Source organism: Streptomyces sp. NPDC051921 (assembly GCF_040680975.1).
Taxonomy (GTDB): Bacteria; Actinomycetota; Actinomycetes; order Streptomycetales; family Streptomycetaceae; genus Streptomyces.
Window position 1 is genome coordinate 16497 of record NZ_JBFAXU010000030.1, and the last position, 15744, is coordinate 32240.

A 15744-nucleotide genomic window follows, 5' to 3' on the forward strand; every position below is an offset into this window, starting at 1 on the left:
GCGGCTACGCGGTCCGAGGAGGGAGCCACCGATGATTCTGCTCCGTCGCCTGCTGGGTGACGTGCTGCGTCGGCAGCGCCAGCGCCAGGGCCGTACTCTGCGCGAAGTCTCCTCGTCCGCCCGAGTCTCACTCGGCTATCTCTCCGAGGTGGAGCGGGGGCAGAAGGAGGCTTCCTCCGAGCTGCTCTCCGCGATCTGCGACGCGCTGGACGTACGGATGTCCGAGCTCATGCGTGAAGTGAGCGACGAGCTGTCGCTGGCCGAACTGGCCGAGTCGGCAGCGGCGAGCGAACCGGTGCCGGCGCCGGTGCGACCGATGCTCAATTCGGTGTCGGTGACGTCCGTGGGCGGTGTGCCCACCGAGCGGGTGACCATCAAGGCGCCCGCGGAAGCGGTGGACGTCGTCGCTGCCTGAGACCGACATGGGGCGAAGCCCCGGTCGGTGCCCGACATGGGCGCCGACCGGGGCTTTTCCTGTTCTGGTTGGCCCGCCTCTGGATGCGGGCCCGGCCGGGACGGGCGAGACTGGCGCCAGGGCCGCGTGGGCGGCCCTCGAAGGACCGGAAGGAATCCGGAACATGCCGATACGCATCCTGTGCGCCCGGTCTGCCTCTTGTGCGCCCTCCCGCCGGGTGATCCTGCCGGACTAGCGTCGACCGGAGGAGGCGGCCATGGTAGGGCGACGGGTTCCGCTGGTGACGCTCATTCTGGTCGCGGCCGGACTGGTGGCCGGTGGGCTCTGGTGGTGGGCGGTGATGCGCCTGCTGCTGGTGCCGGGGGATACGGGACCGGTCGAGGGGGCGGTGGCCGCGGGCGGTTGGGGGCTGAGCCTGCTGCCGGTGCACGTGGCCGCCTCTTCGGGGCGCCGCGGCGCGCCCTGGCGCCTCGTGGGCGTGGTCACCAGGGCATCGTCACGCCGCCGTTGGGGCGGAGGATCTGACCCGTCGTGAACGACGAGGCGTCGCAGGCGAGATGGAGCACCGCGTGTGCGATGTCCGTCGGCTCGCCGACCCGGCCGAGCGGGGAGACGCGGACCATCGCGGCCTCGGCCTGCTCCTGGGCGGCCGGCTCGTGGCGGTCCGTCATGGGGGTGCGGATCCAGCCCGGAGCGACCGCGTTGACCCGGATGCCGTGCCGGCCGACCTCGGCGGCCAGGGTCTTGGTCAGCTGGACGACGGCGGCCTTGGCGACGCTGTAGCAGAGCAGGCCCGGGCTCGCGGTGTCCATCGCCCCGGAGGCCATGGTGACGATGGAGCCCGGCACGCCGGCGTCGATCATCGAGCGGGCGGCCTCCTGGCACGCGTGGAGCACGCCCTTGAAGTTCACCGCGAGGACCCGGTCGAGGTCCTCGTCGCGGGTCTCCAGGACGGTGCTCGTGTGCATGATCCCGGCGACGGCCGCCATGACGTGCAGCGGTCCCGCGGCGCCTACGGCGGCGGCGAGAGCGGCCCGGTCGGTGACGTCGAGGGGGTGGAGGTGTGCGGTGCCGCCCCGGGCGGCGATCAAGGACGCGGTCTCCTTGAGGCCGTGCTCGTCGCGGTCCGCGCAGTGGACGGTCGCCCCGGCCTCGGCCAGGAGGGCGGCGGTCGCCCGGCCGATGCCGCTCGCGGCGCCGGTGACGAAGGCGGTGCGGCCGGTGAGGTCGTACGCGGTGAGGGCCATGTCCGGACCGTACGACCGAATCTGACGGGTCGTCAATTGTTGTGGCGGTGGCGAGCGGTCCTACCGGGTGACCCGTTCTTCCCGCTGCGCGCCCTTCTGGCAGGCCGGGCACCAGTACGTCACGCGGTCGCCGAGTTCGGCCTTGCGGATCGCGCTGCCGCAGCGCGGGCAGGGCCGGCCCTCGCGGCCGTAGACGTAGAGGCGCTCGCCGCCACGGCGCGTGGTGGTCGTGCGGCGGTCGGGGCGGTCCTTGTTCGCCTCCAGGAGCCGGTGCGCGGTGGCCACCAGGCGCTCCGGGACGCCCTCGGCGAGCTCGCCGACCGGCAGCCAGGGCGTGACGCCGGCCAGGAAGGCCAGCTCCGACTTGTAGACGTTGCCGATACCGGCGAGATTCCGCTGGTCGAGCAGGGCCTCGCCGAGCGTCCGCGCGGGATCAGCCGCGAGGCGGCGCACGGCCTCCGCGGGGTCCCAGTCCGGACCGAGCAGATCCGGGCCGAGATGCCCGACCGCCTTCGGCTCCTCCGCCGTGCGGATCAGCTCCAGGACCGGGAGGCGGTAGCCGTACGCCGTGAACTCGGTGTTCCCGAGGATCGCCCGGATCTGGTGGGCGGGCCCGCCGCGTGGGCGCTCCCCGGTGGCGTACACCCGCCAGGACCCCTCCATCCGGAGGTGGGAGTGGAGCGTGAGACCGCCCTCGATCCGGGTCAGGAGGTGCTTGCCGCGCGGGGTGACGTCCAGCACCCGGCGGCCGGTCAGATCGGCGGTCGCGAAACGCGGCACCCGCAGGTCGGAGCGCGTGAGCACCCGCCCGGCGAGCGCCTCGTCGAGCCGGTGGGCCGCGTACCAGACGGTGTCTCCTTCGGGCATGAGGCCATCATGCCCGCGCGCCCGGGTCCAGGACATGCGCGCGGGCCCGGCTCAGGACATGCGCGGGGGCCGCGTACCTGCTTCAGGCTGCGCGCGAGGGGCCCCGGGAACGCGCGGAGCTCAGGCGCGGAGGCGGAGGCCGCGGGGGGTGGCGTGGAAGCCGGCCGCCTCCAAGGGGTGGGAGAGGGGGGAGGTCAGGGCGGTCGCGCCGTTGATCCGCTCGACCGTGACCGTGCCGAGCGAACCCGCGGAGGCCGCCGCGGCCAAGGCCTCGGCCGCCGCCCGCAGGGCCGGGGAGTCCGGTTCCGCGGGCCAGGACAGCAGCGTCTTGCCGCCGCGCTCCATGTAGAGCGTCAGCTCGCCGTCCACCAGGACGACCATCGCGCCGGCCTTGCGGCCCGGCTTGTGGCCGGCGCCCGTCGGCGGCTCGGGCCAGGACAGGGCCGCCCCGTACGCGTTCGCCGGGTCGGCCGCCGCCAGGACCACCGCGCGGGGGCCCGCGCCCTCCTCGGCGCCGCGGTCCCGGGCGTTCGCCGCCGCGCGGAGCCGGTCCACGGCCCCGTCCATCGCGAACTGGGCGGCGCCCAGACCCTCCACGACGTAGCCCCGGCGGGCCTGGCCGCTGTCCTCGAAGGCCGACAGGATCCGGTACGTCGCCGAGAAGCCGCCCTCCACGCCCTCGGCGGCCACCGCGCCCCGGGTGACCACGCCGTGGCGGTCCAGGAGCGTCCGGGCCAGTGCGTGCGCCCGGTGGGTCGGCTCGGGCTCCGCCGGGGGCAGCAGCGACCAGCGGCCGCTCACCGTCGGCGGGCCCGTGCGGGAGGCCGTGCGGGCGGCCGCGCTCAGCGTGCCGTACCGGCCGCGCGGGACCGTGCGCCGGGCGCGGTGCGCCGTCGAGCCGGCCGTGCGACCCGAGCCGAGCAGAGAGCGCAGCGGGGCCAGGGTGTCGTTGGTCAGACGGCCCGACCAGGCCAGGTCCCACAGCGCGTCGGCGAGCTGTGGATCCGTCGCGTCCGGGTGGGTGGTGGCCCGCACCTGGTCGGCGATCTGGCGGAAGAACAGTCCGTAGCCGCCGGAGAGGGTGGTGAGGACGGACTCGTGGAGTCCGGTGAGCTCCAGCGGATGCGGCGGCGGCAGGAGCAGCGGCGCCGCGTCGGCCAGATAGAGCGAGATCCAGCCGTCCTTGCCGGGCAGCGCGCCGGCGCCCGCCCAGACCACCTCGCCGGTCGTGGTCAGCTCGTCGAGGAGCGCCGGTGAGTAGTCCCGTACCCGGGACGGCAGGATCAGCTTCTCCAGGGCGGAGGCCGGCACCGGAGCGCCCTGGAGCTGCTCGATCGCGCGGGCCAGGCCGTCGATGCCGCGCAGGCTGTTGCTCCCCAGGTGCTGCCACTGGGGCAGGAACGTGGCGAGCGCGGCCGGCGGCACCGGCTCCAGCTCGTGCCGCAGGGCCGCCAGGGAGCGGCGACGCAGCCGGCGCAGGACGGCGGCGTCGCACCACTCCTGGCCGATCCCGGAGGGATGGAACTCGCCCTGGACGACCCGGCCGGCGGCCGCGAGCCGCTGGAGGGCGCCGTCCGTGACGGCCGAGCCCAGGCCGAAGCGGGCGGCGGCCTGCGAGGAGGTGAACGGGCCGTGCGTGCGCGCGTAGCGGGCGAGGAGATCGCCCAGCGGGTCCTTCACCGGCTCCGTGAACGCCTCCGGCACGCCCACCGGAAGCGCCGTGCCCAGCGCGTCCCGCAGTCGGCCGGCGTCCTCGATCGCCGCCCAGTGGTCCGCCCCCGCGATCCGCACCCGGATCGCGCGCCGGGCCCGGGCCAGCTCCTGGACCCAGTCGGACTCGGCCCCCCGCTCGGCCAGCTCCGCTTCGGTCAGCGGCCCGAGCACCCGCAGCAGGTCGGCGACGCCTTCCCCGTCCTTGACGCGCCGGTCCTCGGTCAGCCACTGGAGCTCCCGCTCCAGCTCGGCCAGCACGTCCGCGTCGAGCAGCTCCCGCAGCTCGGCCTGGCCGAGGAGCTCGGCGAGCAGCCGGGAGTCCAGGGAGAGCGCCGCAGCCCGGCGCTCCGCGAGCGGCGAGTCCCCCTCGTAGAGGAACTGGGCGACGTAGCCGAAGAGCAGGGAGCGGGCGAACGGGGACGGCTCCGGGGTGGTGACCTCGACCAGGCGCACCCGGCGGGACTCGATGTCCCCCATCAGCTCCCGCAGCCCGGGGACGTCGAAGACGTCCTGCAGGCACTCGCGGACCGCCTCCAGGACGATCGGGAAGGAGCCGAACTCGCTCGCCACCTGCAGCAGCTGCGCCGCCCGCTGCCGCTGCTGCCACAGCGGGGTGCGCTTGCCCGGATTGCGCTTGGGCAGCAGCAGGGCGCGCGCCGCGCACTCCCGGAACCGGGAGGCGAACAGCGCGGAGCCGCCGACCTGATCGGTGACGATCTGCTCGATCTCGCCCTTGTCGAAGGCGACGTCGGCCGCCCCGACGGGCGCCTGCTCGCTGTCGAAGGCGGTGTCGGCGAACCGGCCCGGGTCCACCGGCTCGCTGTCGAGCAGATCGAGGCCCATCAGGTCCGCGTCCGGCAGCCGCAGCACGATGCCGTCGTCGGCGTGCATGACCTGGGCGTCCATTCCGTACCGTTCGGCGAGCCGGGCGCCCAGCGCCAGCGCCCACGGGGCGTGCACCTGCGCCCCGAACGGGGAGTGGATGACGACCCGCCAGTCGCCGAGCTCGTCCCGGAACCGCTCCACCAGGATCGTCCGGTCGTCCGGCACATGGCCGCAGGACTCGCGCTGCTCGGCGAGGTACGCGATCACGTTGTCGGCCGCCCAGGCGTCGAGCCCGGCGGCGAAGAGCCGCAGCCGGGCGTCCTCGGGCGCGAGCGCGCCGACCTCGCGGAGGAACGCGCCCACCGCGCGGCCCAGTTCGAGCGGGCGGCCCAGCTGGTCGCCCTTCCAGAACGGCAGCCGCCCCGGCACGCCCGGCGCGGGCGATACCAGGACCCGGTCGCGGGTGATGTCCTCGATGCGCCAGGACGTCGTGCCCAGCGTGAAGACGTCGCCGACCCGCGACTCGTACACCATCTCCTCGTCGAGCTCGCCGACCCGGCCGCCGCCCTTCTTGGGATCGGCACCGGCCAGGAAGACGCCGAACAGCCCGCGGTCGGGGATCGTGCCGCCCGAGGTGACGGCAAGCCGCTGGGCACCCGGTCGGCCGGTGACCGTGCCGGCGACCCGGTCCCAGACCACGCGGGGGCGCAGTTCGGCGAACGCGTCCGAGGGATAGCGCCCGGCCAGCATGTCCAGGACCGCCGTGAACGCCGACTCGGGCAGCGCCGCGAACGGCGCCGCCCGACGGACCGCCGCCAGCAGGTCGTCCACCTGCCACGAGTCCAGGGCGACCATCGCCACCAGCTGCTGGGCGAGCACGTCCAGCGGATTCGCCGGGACCCTCAGGGACTCGATGGAGCCGCTGCGCATCCGCTCGGTCACCACCGCCGACTGCACCAGGTCGCCCCGGTACTTCGGGAAGACGACACCCGTCGAGACCGCCCCCACCTGGTGCCCCGCGCGGCCCACGCGCTGGAGCCCGGAGGCGACCGAGGGCGGCGACTCCACCTGGACGACCAGGTCCACCGCGCCCATGTCGATGCCCAGCTCCAGGCTGGACGTGGCCACCACGGCGGGCAGCCGGCCCGCCTTCAGGTCCTCCTCGACCTGGGCGCGCTGCTCCTTGGAGACCGAGCCGTGGTGCGCGCGGGCGAGCAGTGCGGGGGCGCCCTGTGCCGCGCCCGACTGGGCCATGATCTCGGCGGGCGGCGCCCCGTCGGGCAGGGCCTCGCCGGTGGCCCGCTCGTACGCGATCTCGTTCAGGCGGTTGCACAGGCGCTCGGCCAGGCGGCGGGAGTTGGCGAAGACGATCGTCGAGCGATGCGCCTGCACCAGGTCCGTGATCCGCTCCTCCACGTGCGGCCAGATGGACGGCCGCTCGCCGCCCTCGGCGGCCTCGGACGCGGGGGAGCCCCCGAGCTCGCCCATGTCTTCCACGGGCACCACGACGGAGAGGTCGAACTCCTTGCCGGACGGCGGCTGGACGATCTCCACCTTCCGTTGCGGCGACAGATAGCGCGCCACCTCCTCCACCGGCCGCACCGTCGCCGACAGGCCGATCCGGCGGGCGGGGCGGGGCAGCAGCTCGTCGAGCCGCTCCAGGGAGAGCGCCAGATGCGCGCCGCGCTTGGTCCCGGCGACCGCGTGCACCTCGTCCAGGATGACCGTCTCCACGCCCGCGAGCGCGTCGCGCGTGGCCGAGGTCAGCATCAGGAACAGCGACTCGGGGGTGGTGATCAGGATGTCCGGCGGCCGGGTCGCGAGCGCCCGCCGCTCGGCTGCCGGTGTGTCGCCGGACCGGATGCCCACCTTCACGTCCGGCTCGGGCAGACCGAGCCGGACCGACTCCTGGCGGATGCCCGTCAGCGGGGAGCGCAGATTGCGCTCGACGTCGACCGCGAGCGCCTTCAGCGGAGACACGTACAGCACCCGGCAGCGCTTCTTGGCGTCGGCGGGCGGGGGAACCGCCGCGAGCCGGTCGAGGGAGGCGAGGAAGGCGGCCAGCGTCTTGCCGGAACCGGTCGGGGCGACCACGAGCACGTCCGAGCCCGCGCCGATGGCCTGCCAGGCGCCCTCCTGCGCGGCGGTGGGCGCGGTGAAGGCACCCGTGAACCAGCCACGGGTCGCGGGGGAGAACGCGTCGAGTGCGGACCTGACCATGCCCTCCATCGTGCACCCCGCCACTGACAACCGCCCGGACCTGGGGAAACCGGCTCGTGGTGGCCCGCGCGGGTGGCGCAGAATGGGGGAATGGCGAGTGGTGACGGGGGGCAGGGACCGGGGGCGCGCAAGGGCGGCGGCGCGTCAGGGGAGCGGACGGCCCTCCGTAGCCCTTCCGACCCTGCGGGCTCCTCCGACCCTGCGGGCTCCTCCGATCCCGTGGGCCCCACTGCCCCTGGGGATCCTTCCGGCCCCGTGGGCCCCGCTGCCCCCGTGGGCCCCACTGCCCCTGGGGGGCCTTCCGGCCCCGCAGGCCCCGCCGCTCCCGTGGGCCCCTCCGCCCCCGTGCGCCCGTCGGACCCCGTGGCTTCCGCGGGCGCGGCGGGCGGCTCCGCGCGGCCGCGCGGTCACGCCGTCACCGCGGGCGACCGGAGCGGGGCGCCGGTGCCGGTCGGGGGCGCGACCGGCGGGGTCGCGGCACGCGGGGAGCGGGCGCGGTACTGGCAGCCGGTCGGGCTGCCCGGGGTCGACCTGCTGCACGCGCACTACGTCCGCAAGTCGTTCTCCCGGCACACCCACGAGAGCTTCGTCTTCGCCGCCATCACCGAGGGCGTCGAGGCCTTCCACTACGGCAGCGACCTCGTGCACGCCGGGCCCGGGCAGATCGCGCTGGTGAACCCCGACACCCCGCACACCGGGCACGCCGGGGTGCCCGAGGGCTGGACCTACCGCACGATCTACCCGGACGCCGAGCTGATCCGGTCCATCGCGGAGGACACCATCGCGCTGCGCGGCGGCGTCGGGTTCACCGCCCCCGTCGTCGACGACCCGTACGCGGCGCAGCTCGTCATCGGGGTGCACCGGGCCGCCGAGGAGGGCAACGCGCTCGCCGCCGACAGCCTGCTGCGGCTCGTCACCGCCCGGATGCTGCGCAGCCACGGCGGGAGGGTCACGCCGCTGACGCCGCTCGCCGCCGGGGCCCGGGACGCGGCACGCGCGCGTGCCGTCCTGCAGGAGCGGATGGCCGACCCGCCGACCCTGGAACAGCTCGCCGCGGAGCTCGGCACCAGCCCCTTCGCGCTGCTGCGGGCCTTCCGGGCCGCGTACGGGATGCCGCCGCACACCTGGCTGACCGACGCCCGGGTACGGCGGGCCCGGCGCCTGCTGGACGCGGGGACGCCCCCGGCCGAGGCGGCGGTCGCCGTCGGCTTCACGGACCAGCCTCACCTCAACCGGCACTTCACCCGGAGCGTCGGCGTTCCCCCGGGCGCGTACCAGCGGGCGCGCGGCGCCCGGTAGCCGCTCGGCGCGGCGGCCCTCCGGCCGTCCGCGCCACGGGTCCCGACGGGCGTCCGCCGGGCGGCCCTCCGGCGGCGGGACGTACGGCAGCCGCAAGAACGTACAAGACCGGCCCCGGCCCCGCCCCGTACCGTCCCTGACGTGGCAGAACAGACAGCACCTCCCGTGATACGCGGCGACGGGACCGCCCCCAGGAGCGACGCCGCCGTCGTGCGCGACGCCCTCGGGGTCGGAGTCGCCGTGGGCCTCTCCGGCTTCGCCTTCGGCGTGACGTCCGCCGGGGCCGGCCTCAGCCTGCTCCAGACCTGCGCGCTCAGCCTGCTGGTGTTCACCGGCGCCTCGCAGTTCGCGCTCGTGGGCGCCCTCGCGGCCGGCGGGAACCCGTTCACCGCGGCCGCCGGGGCGTTCTTCCTCGGCACCCGCAACGCCTTCTACGGCCTGCGGCTCTCCCAGCTGCTCGCGCTGCGCCGCGCGGTGCGGCCGTTCGCCGCGCAGTGGGTCATCGACGAGACCACGGCCGTCGCGCTCGCCCAGCCCGACCGCCGGGCCGCCCGCCTCGGCTTCACCGTCACCGGCCTCACCCTGTACGTGCTGTGGAACGTCACCACGCTGCTCGGCGCCCTCGGCGCCGAGGCGATCGGCGACACCGCCGCGTGGGGCCTGGACGCGGCGGGCCCGGCGGTCTTCCTCGCCCTGCTCGCGCCCATGCTGAAGACCGCCCCCGAGCGGGCCACCGCCGCCCTCGCCGTCCTGCTCGGCCTCGGTCTGCTGCCCGTCCTGCCGGCCGGCGTCCCGGTCCTCGCCGCCGCGCTCGCCGCACCCTCCGTGCTCTGGTTCCGGGGCCGTACGGCCGACGGACGCTCCAAGGAGGACGCCCGATGAACGTGTGGATCGCCATCGCACTGACCGCCGGCGGCTGCTACCTGGTCAAGCTGCTCGGCCTGCTGGTCCCGGCGCACGCCCTGGAACGCCCCCTCGTCCAGCGCCTCGCCGCCCTGCTGCCGGTCGCCCTGCTCGCGGCGCTCACCGCCCAGCAGACCTTCAGCGCCGGTGGCGCCCTCGCCGTGGACGCCCGCGCCGCCGGGGTCGCGGCCGCGGCCGTCGCCCTCTTCCTGAGGGCCCCCTTCCTGGTGGTCGTCGGCGCCGCCGTCCTGGTCACCGCGGGCGTAAGGGCGCTGGGCGGCTGAGCCCGGGCCGAGGTGGCTGAGCCCAGGCCGGGGCGGACCGGCGTCAGCCGATCGACCGGCCGTGCGCCCGCAGGGTCCGCAGCGCCTCCACGGTGACGATCGGACGGTTCTCCAGGGCCGTGCCCGGCGCCCACTGCCGCCAGGTGACCGGCCAGCCGCCGTCCTCCTCCTGGGCCGCCGTGAGGTGGTCCAGGGAGCGGCTCATCTCCTCGTCCGTGAACCAGCGGCGGGCCGACGAGTCCGGCACGCGCGCGTAGTCGTACGGATAGTGGTGCTCGCCCGGCGCGTAGCCGTCCGCCACGGGAAAGTCCTCCGGCCGGTCCGGGTCGAGCACGGCCAGCCCCTGCTCGCGCACGAGCCGCCCGAGCCGGTCGCTCGCCGCCTGGGCGCGGGCGCGGTCCGGCACCCCGTCCAGGAAGGCGACCGCGGCCTGGACCTCGTACGGATGCGACTTCTCCAGGGACTCGACGGCCGCCCAGCAGAACTCGGTGGCCCGGAACAGCCAGGCGTGCCAGACCTGGTTGCGGTGCAGCAGACCGACCACCGGCCCGGTGGTCAGGAGTTCGCTGGGCGGGTCGTCGACGACGGGCACGAACGGCGCCGTCGGATAACCGCGCTGCGAGGGGTGGACGGCCGGGAGCGCACCGTCGTGGGTCGACACCTCGGTCAGGTAGCGGCAGATCCGCTCGACCCGCAGTCCGCCGCACCGGCCGATCGAGTCGAGCACCCGCAGCGCGTGCGCGGTGTGCAGCGGTTGGCTGACCGGCCCGCGGAGATCGGGTTCGAGGGCGTGGCCGTAGCCGCCGTCCTCGTTCAGGTACGCGGTGAGCGCGGCCTCGACGGGGTCCGCCCCGCCGCGCAGGAAGTGGTAGGCGAACCGGCGCTGTTCGAGCACGCGGGCGGTCAGCCAGACGAAGTGCTCGGCCCGCGCGAGGGGTGACGCGGCAGGAGCGGGGGTTTCAGGAGGATTTCCGGCCATGTTCCGACCGTAGGCGCGAAAGCGCTTCTGACAAGGCCTACGGCCCGGGCTGCACTCCTGAGGGCGGGATACTGGGGTCATGCGGTTGACGATTTTCTGGGAACGGATGACGGACCACTTCGGTGCGTCCTACGCCGAGACCTTCGCCCGGGACCACGTGATGACGGAACTCGGCGGACGCACGGTGCACGAGGCGCTCGACGCCGGCTGGGAGGCCAAGGACGTCTGGCGGGCGGTGTGCGCGGCCGTCGGCGTACCGGCCGAGAAGCAATGATGTGAGGGGTCCGGACCGGATTGTCCGCGCGGTGCGCGAGACTGGCGGGGTGGCCCCGATTGACGCGAACGACGAGACCGCAGGCGAGAACGACGACGAGAGCCGTGCCGCCGCCCCCGACGAGGGCGGCGCGGCGACCCCGCGGCGGGATACCGAGCCGACCGCCCCGGACGGGCGGCAGGACGAGGGGCCGGCCCCCGCACCCGCGGCGCGCATGCCGCGCTGGCTGCCCCGGGCCCTGGTGCTCGCCCTCGCGCTCTACGCCTGTTTCCAACTCGGCAGCTGGGCCTTCCACCAACTCGTCGGCCTCCTCGTCAACATCCTGCTCGCCTTCTTCCTGGCGCTCGCCATCGAGCCGGCCGTGGGACGCATGGCGGCGCGCGGGATGCGCCGGGGCCTCGCCACCTTCATCGTCTTCTTCGCCGTCCTGATCGTCAGCGTCGGCTTCGTCGTGCTCCTCGGCTCGATGCTCGCGGGCCAGATCGTCGACATGGTCGAGAACTTCCCCAAGTACCTCGACTCCCTGATCAACTGGATCAACCAGCACTTCCACACCGAGCTGTCCCGGGTCGAGGTCCAGGACAGCGTGCTGCGTTCAGGCTGGCTCCAGAAGTACGTGCAGAACAGCGCGTCCGGAGTCCTGGACGTCTCCGCGACCCTCCTCGGCGGGCTCTTCAAGCTCCTGACGATCTTCCTGTTCGCGTTCTACTTCGCCGCCGACGGTCCCCGGCTGCGCAGGGCACTGTGCTCCGTCCTGCCGCCGGCCAAGCAGACCGAGGTGCTGCGCGCCTGGGAGATCGCCGTCGACAAGACCGGCGGCTACCTCTACTCGCGCGGCCTGATGGCGCTGATCTCCGGTGTGGCGCACTTCGTGCTCTTCGAGATCCTCGGCGTGCCGTACGCGCCGGCGCTTGCCGTCTGGGTCGGCCTGGTCTCGCAGTTCATCCCCACGATCGGCACCTACCTGGCCGGCGCCCTGCCGATGCTGATCGCCTTCACCGTGGACCCCTGGTACGCGCTGTGGGTACTGATCTTCGTCGTGGTCTACCAGCAGTTCGAGAACTACATGCTGCAGCCCAAGCTGACGTCCAAGACGGTGGACATCCACCCGGCCGTGGCCTTCGGCTCGGTGATCGCGGGCACCGCGCTGCTCGGTGCGGTCGGCGCCCTGATCGCGATCCCCGCCGTCGCCACCCTCCAGGCGTTCCTCGGCGCCTACGTGAAGCGGTACGACGTGACCGACGACCCCCGCGTCCACGGGCACCGGCGCTACGGGGAGGCCGTCGTCGCCCGGCTCCAGAAGGCGCTGCACCACAAGAAGGAGCAGGCGGAGAAGAGCCAGCGGGTGCAGAACGGGCCGTAGGCGCGGAGGCGGCCGAGGCGAGCGGAGGACGACGGGCCGCGGCGGACGGTCAGAGGGAGGAGGGGCCGGTCACCCGGTGCCGGACGGTGCGCCAGATCGCCACGCCGGCGTCGCGTGCGCGCGGGGGAGGGCCATGCCGGGAACGATGGGCGGGAGGCCGTCGCCGGTGGGGCGGGAGCGGCGTGGTGCGCTTGACACGAAAATCGAACATCCATTCTCATGGGAGTTCAGGGCCTTGGAATCACGGGGTTGTCGCCGAGTTATCCACAGGTCGGGAGGGACGCCGGGGCCCATTGTCAGTGGCAGGGGTTAGCGTCTTTCACATGAAGCGATCGACTCAAGCAAACCGGGTGGAACCCATGGCAGGAACCGACCGCGAGAAGGCGCTCGACGCCGCGCTCGCACAGATTGAACGGCAATTCGGCAAGGGTGCCGTCATGCGCATGGGTGAGCGCTCGAGGGAGCCGATCGAGGTCATCCCGACCGGGTCGACCGCCCTCGACGTCGCCCTCGGCGTCGGCGGCCTGCCGCGCGGCCGTGTCGTCGAGATCTACGGCCCGGAGTCCTCCGGTAAGACGACCCTGACCCTGCACGCCGTGGCCAACGCGCAGAAGGCCGGCGGCCAGGTCGCCTTCGTCGACGCCGAGCACGCCCTCGACCCCGAGTACGCCCGCAAGCTGGGCGTCGACATCGACAACCTCATCCTGTCCCAGCCGGACAACGGCGAGCAGGCCCTCGAGATCGTCGACATGCTGGTCCGCTCCGGCGCCCTCGACCTGATCGTCATCGACTCCGTCGCCGCGCTCGTCCCGCGCGCGGAGATCGAGGGTGAGATGGGCGACTCGCACGTCGGTCTCCAGGCCCGCCTGATGAGCCAGGCGCTGCGGAAGATCACCAGCGCGCTCAACCAGTCCAAGACCACCGCGATCTTCATCAACCAGCTCCGCGAGAAGATCGGCGTGATGTTCGGCTCGCCGGAGACCACGACCGGTGGCCGCGCCCTGAAGTTCTACGCCTCGGTGCGCATCGACATCCGCCGCATCGAGACCCTGAAGGACGGCACCGAGGCGGTCGGTAACCGCACCCGCTGCAAGGTCGTCAAGAACAAGGTCGCGCCGCCCTTCAAGCAGGCCGAGTTCGACATCCTCTACGGCCAGGGAATCAGCCGCGAGGGCGGCCTGATCGACATGGGCGTGGAGCACGGCTTCGTCCGCAAGGCCGGTGCCTGGTACACGTACGAGGGCGACCAGCTGGGCCAGGGCAAGGAGAACGCCCGTAACTTCCTGAAGGACAACCCCGACCTCGCCAACGAGATCGAGAAGAAGATCAAGGAGAAGCTGGGCGTCGGCGTGCGGCCCGAGGAGCCCTCGGCCGAGCCGGGCGCGGACGCCGCGAGCGCCACGGACGCCGCGGGCGCGGACGAGGCCGGCAAGTCCGTCCCGGCCCCGGCCAAGGCCGCCAAGGCGACCAAGGCCACCACGGCCAAGAGCTGACCCGGTGACCGGTCGCACCGAATGGCCGGACGACAGCCCCGACTCGTCGAGGGCCGAGAAGGAGCTGTCGTCCCAGGATCCGGCTGAGCGGGCGCGGGCGATCTGCCTGCGCCTGCTCACCGGGACCCCCCGCACCCGCAAGCAGCTCGCCGACGCCCTGCGCAAGCGGGAGATTCCCGACGAGGTGGCCGACGAGGTGCTCTCCCGGTTCGAGGACGTCGGGCTCATCGACGACGCCGCCTTCGCCGGGGCCTGGGTCGAGTCCCGGCACCACGGCCGGGGGCTCGCCCGCCGGGCCCTGGCCCGCGAGCTGCGCACCAAGGGCGTCGACCCCACCGTGATCCAGGAGGCCGTCGACCGGCTCGACACGGATCAGGAGGAGGTCCGCGCCCGCGAACTCGTCGACCGCAAGCTGCGTGCCACCCGCGGACTGGAACGCGACCGGCGGCTGCGCAGACTCGCCGGCATGCTCGCCCGCAAGGGATACCCGGAGGGCATGGCCCTGCGGGTGGTCCGGCAGGCCCTGGAGGAAGAGGGCGAGGACACGGAGGGGCTGGAGGAGCCCTTCTAGTCCGTCTCCCCGATCACTCCTCGCAGCCACACCCCCCGGCCAGTCCCCCCAGTCAGTCCCTCCTGCCCGTCCTTCCCCCAGTCGTCCCGCCCGGCTCCCGCCCAGCTCCCGCCCGGCTCCGGTTCCGTCGGGCTCCCGCTCGGCTCCGCCGAGCCCGGCTCCCGCCCGGCTCCGCCTGTCTCGCTCCCCGGTTCTCCCGCCCGGCTGCCTAGTGCGCCTTCCCGGACGGTCGTGCCACCAGCCGGTCTTCCTGGTCCGTCTCCCGGTTCGCCGGGAGGAGCACCGGGAGGCCCGCCGCTCGCCAGGCCTGGAAGCCGCCGATGACGTCCGTCGCCCGGTGCAGGCCCAGCTGGTGCAGGGAGGCGGCCGCGAGGGAGGAGGCGTAGCCCTCGTCGCAGAGCACCACGACCCGCAGATCGTGGCTGTCCGCCTCGGGGGCGCGATGGCTGCCGAGGGGGTCGAGCCGCCACTCCAGTTCGTTGCGCTCGACGACCAGCGCGCCAGGGATCAGGCCGTCCCGGTCGCGCAGTGCCGCGTAGCGGGTGTCGACGAGCAGGGCGTCACCCGCCTGGTAGGCCTCGTACGCGGTCCGGGCGTCGATCCGGTCGACGCCGGCCCGCACCCGCTCCAACAGCTCGTCGATACCGATGCGTTCCGCGGCCTGTTCGCGCGGGGTCTCGTCGCTCACTGCCAGTCCTCCGGGCGTTCGACCTGCTCGAGGCGGAGCACCGCGCCCGCCCGGCTGAAGCGCCGGATCAGCGGGAGCGGCGGATAGTACGCGTGCACCGAGATCGCGTGCTCGTCGCGGGACTCGTTCAGCACCTCGTGCACATGATGGCGGCCGAAGGCACGGCCCCGGCCGGCCGGGAGCTCACGGCCGCGGTCCACGCCGTCGGCGAGCTCCAGGTTCTTCCAGCCGCCCGCCGGAAGGCGTACGGCGAGGGAGTGCTCCCGCAGCGTGCCGCGCGCGGTGGCGAAGGCGCCGAACGACTCGGCGTGGTCGTGCCAGCCGGTACCCGTGCCGGGCGGCCAGCCGATGAGCCAGGCCTCGCTGCCGCCAGGACCGTCGAGCCGCACCCACGTACGGCCCTCGGGGTCCAGCGGGAGCGAGTCGATCAGCGCGGTGTCGGCGGCCGTACGCCGGACGAAGTCCAGCAGACCGGCCTCGTCGGGAGCGGAGGAGGTGTCGGAAACGGGCGTGGAGGCGTGCTGTGTCTGAGGCACGAAGGTCCGTCCTGAGGTTCGCGAAAGCGCGCGCAGCCAGCAGGGGCGCGCGCGAAAGCCGTAGAGG

Annotated in this window: 14 protein-coding genes and 1 pseudogene; 9 read left to right on the top strand and 6 right to left on the bottom strand. The window is 74.1% G+C overall.

The window, feature by feature from the left end; genetic code table 11:
• Positions 1 to 31: 31 nt before the first annotated feature.
• Together AB0M16_RS31655 and AB0M16_RS31660 are read left to right on the top strand one after the other, a co-directional pair.
• The gene (locus AB0M16_RS31655) at positions 32 to 415 is read left to right on the top strand and encodes a helix-turn-helix transcriptional regulator (RefSeq protein WP_365349071.1); all 384 of its coding nucleotides are present in this window, start codon (positions 32 to 34) and stop codon (positions 413 to 415) included.
• A gap of 256 nt (positions 416 to 671) precedes the next feature.
• Positions 672 to 950, top strand: a complete 279-nt coding sequence (locus AB0M16_RS31660; protein ID WP_365349073.1) for a hypothetical protein — start codon at positions 672 to 674, stop codon at positions 948 to 950.
• Here AB0M16_RS31660 and AB0M16_RS31665 read toward each other — a convergent pair.
• The 3 genes from AB0M16_RS31665 to AB0M16_RS31675 all read right to left on the bottom strand — a co-directional run bounded on the left by AB0M16_RS31665 (position 898) and on the right by AB0M16_RS31675 (position 7287).
• Positions 898 to 1662, bottom strand: a complete 765-nt coding sequence (locus tag AB0M16_RS31665; protein ID WP_365349075.1) for an SDR family NAD(P)-dependent oxidoreductase — start codon at positions 1660 to 1662, stop codon at positions 898 to 900. The genes AB0M16_RS31660 and AB0M16_RS31665 overlap by 53 nt on opposite strands.
• A gap of 60 nt (positions 1663 to 1722) precedes the next feature.
• Positions 1723 to 2529: a DNA-formamidopyrimidine glycosylase family protein gene (locus AB0M16_RS31670; protein WP_365349077.1), complete on the bottom strand. Its 807-nt coding sequence runs from the start codon at positions 2527 to 2529 to the stop codon at positions 1723 to 1725.
• A 120-nt stretch (positions 2530 to 2649) separates the two neighbouring features.
• Positions 2650 to 7287: an ATP-dependent helicase gene (locus AB0M16_RS31675; RefSeq protein ID WP_365349079.1), complete on the bottom strand. Its 4638-nt coding sequence runs from the start codon at positions 7285 to 7287 to the stop codon at positions 2650 to 2652.
• Positions 7288 to 7731: 444 nt separating this feature from the next.
• Here AB0M16_RS31675 and AB0M16_RS31680 point away from each other — a divergent pair, with 444 nt between their 5' ends.
• The 3 genes from AB0M16_RS31680 (at position 7732) to AB0M16_RS31690 (ending at position 9773) form a co-directional block, all read left to right on the top strand.
• Positions 7732 to 8586, top strand: coding sequence for an AraC family transcriptional regulator (locus AB0M16_RS31680; RefSeq protein WP_365349168.1), 855 nt, complete (start codon positions 7732 to 7734; stop codon positions 8584 to 8586).
• Positions 8587 to 8727: 141 nt separating this feature from the next.
• A complete protein-coding gene (locus tag AB0M16_RS31685; RefSeq protein WP_365349081.1) occupies positions 8728 to 9468 on the top strand; it encodes an AzlC family ABC transporter permease in 741 nt (246 codons plus the stop codon).
• The gene (locus AB0M16_RS31690) at positions 9465 to 9773 is read left to right on the top strand and encodes an AzlD domain-containing protein (protein ID WP_365349083.1); all 309 of its coding nucleotides are present in this window, start codon (positions 9465 to 9467) and stop codon (positions 9771 to 9773) included. The genes AB0M16_RS31685 and AB0M16_RS31690 overlap by 4 nt, the downstream gene beginning before the upstream one ends.
• 43 nt (positions 9774 to 9816) lie before the next feature.
• Here AB0M16_RS31690 and AB0M16_RS31695 read toward each other — a convergent pair whose 3' ends face one another.
• On the bottom strand, positions 9817 to 10752 hold the full coding sequence (locus AB0M16_RS31695) for a hypothetical protein (RefSeq protein WP_365349085.1): 936 nt from the start codon (positions 10750 to 10752) through the stop codon (positions 9817 to 9819).
• Positions 10753 to 10831: 79 nt separating this feature from the next.
• Between AB0M16_RS31695 and AB0M16_RS31700 the strand changes: the two genes are divergently transcribed.
• From AB0M16_RS31700 to recX, 4 genes and pseudogenes are all read left to right on the top strand, one after another.
• Complete coding sequence (locus AB0M16_RS31700) at positions 10832 to 11026, top strand: DUF3046 domain-containing protein (RefSeq protein ID WP_365349087.1); 195 nt, start codon at positions 10832 to 10834, stop codon at positions 11024 to 11026.
• Between the two features lie 49 nt (positions 11027 to 11075).
• On the top strand, positions 11076 to 12389 hold the full coding sequence (locus AB0M16_RS31705; protein WP_365349089.1) for an AI-2E family transporter: 1314 nt from the start codon (positions 11076 to 11078) through the stop codon (positions 12387 to 12389).
• Positions 12390 to 12748: 359 nt separating this feature from the next.
• Positions 12749 to 13882: a recombinase RecA gene (gene recA, locus AB0M16_RS31710; RefSeq protein ID WP_365349091.1), complete on the top strand. Its 1134-nt coding sequence runs from the start codon at positions 12749 to 12751 to the stop codon at positions 13880 to 13882.
• Positions 13776 to 14453 (top strand): annotated as a pseudogene (gene recX, locus AB0M16_RS31715) (recombination regulator RecX); the annotation flags it as partial. The gene recA and the pseudogene recX, both read left to right, overlap by 107 nt.
• A gap of 208 nt (positions 14454 to 14661) precedes the next feature.
• Here the strand turns inward: recX and AB0M16_RS31720 are convergent.
• Positions 14662 to 15141, bottom strand: coding sequence for a rhodanese-like domain-containing protein (locus AB0M16_RS31720; RefSeq protein WP_365349093.1), 480 nt, complete (start codon positions 15139 to 15141; stop codon positions 14662 to 14664).
• The gene (locus AB0M16_RS31725) at positions 15138 to 15677 is read right to left on the bottom strand and encodes a cysteine dioxygenase (protein ID WP_365349095.1); all 540 of its coding nucleotides are present in this window, start codon (positions 15675 to 15677) and stop codon (positions 15138 to 15140) included. Before AB0M16_RS31725 ends, AB0M16_RS31720 begins: the two co-directional genes overlap by 4 nt.
• Positions 15678 to 15744 lie beyond the last annotated feature (67 nt).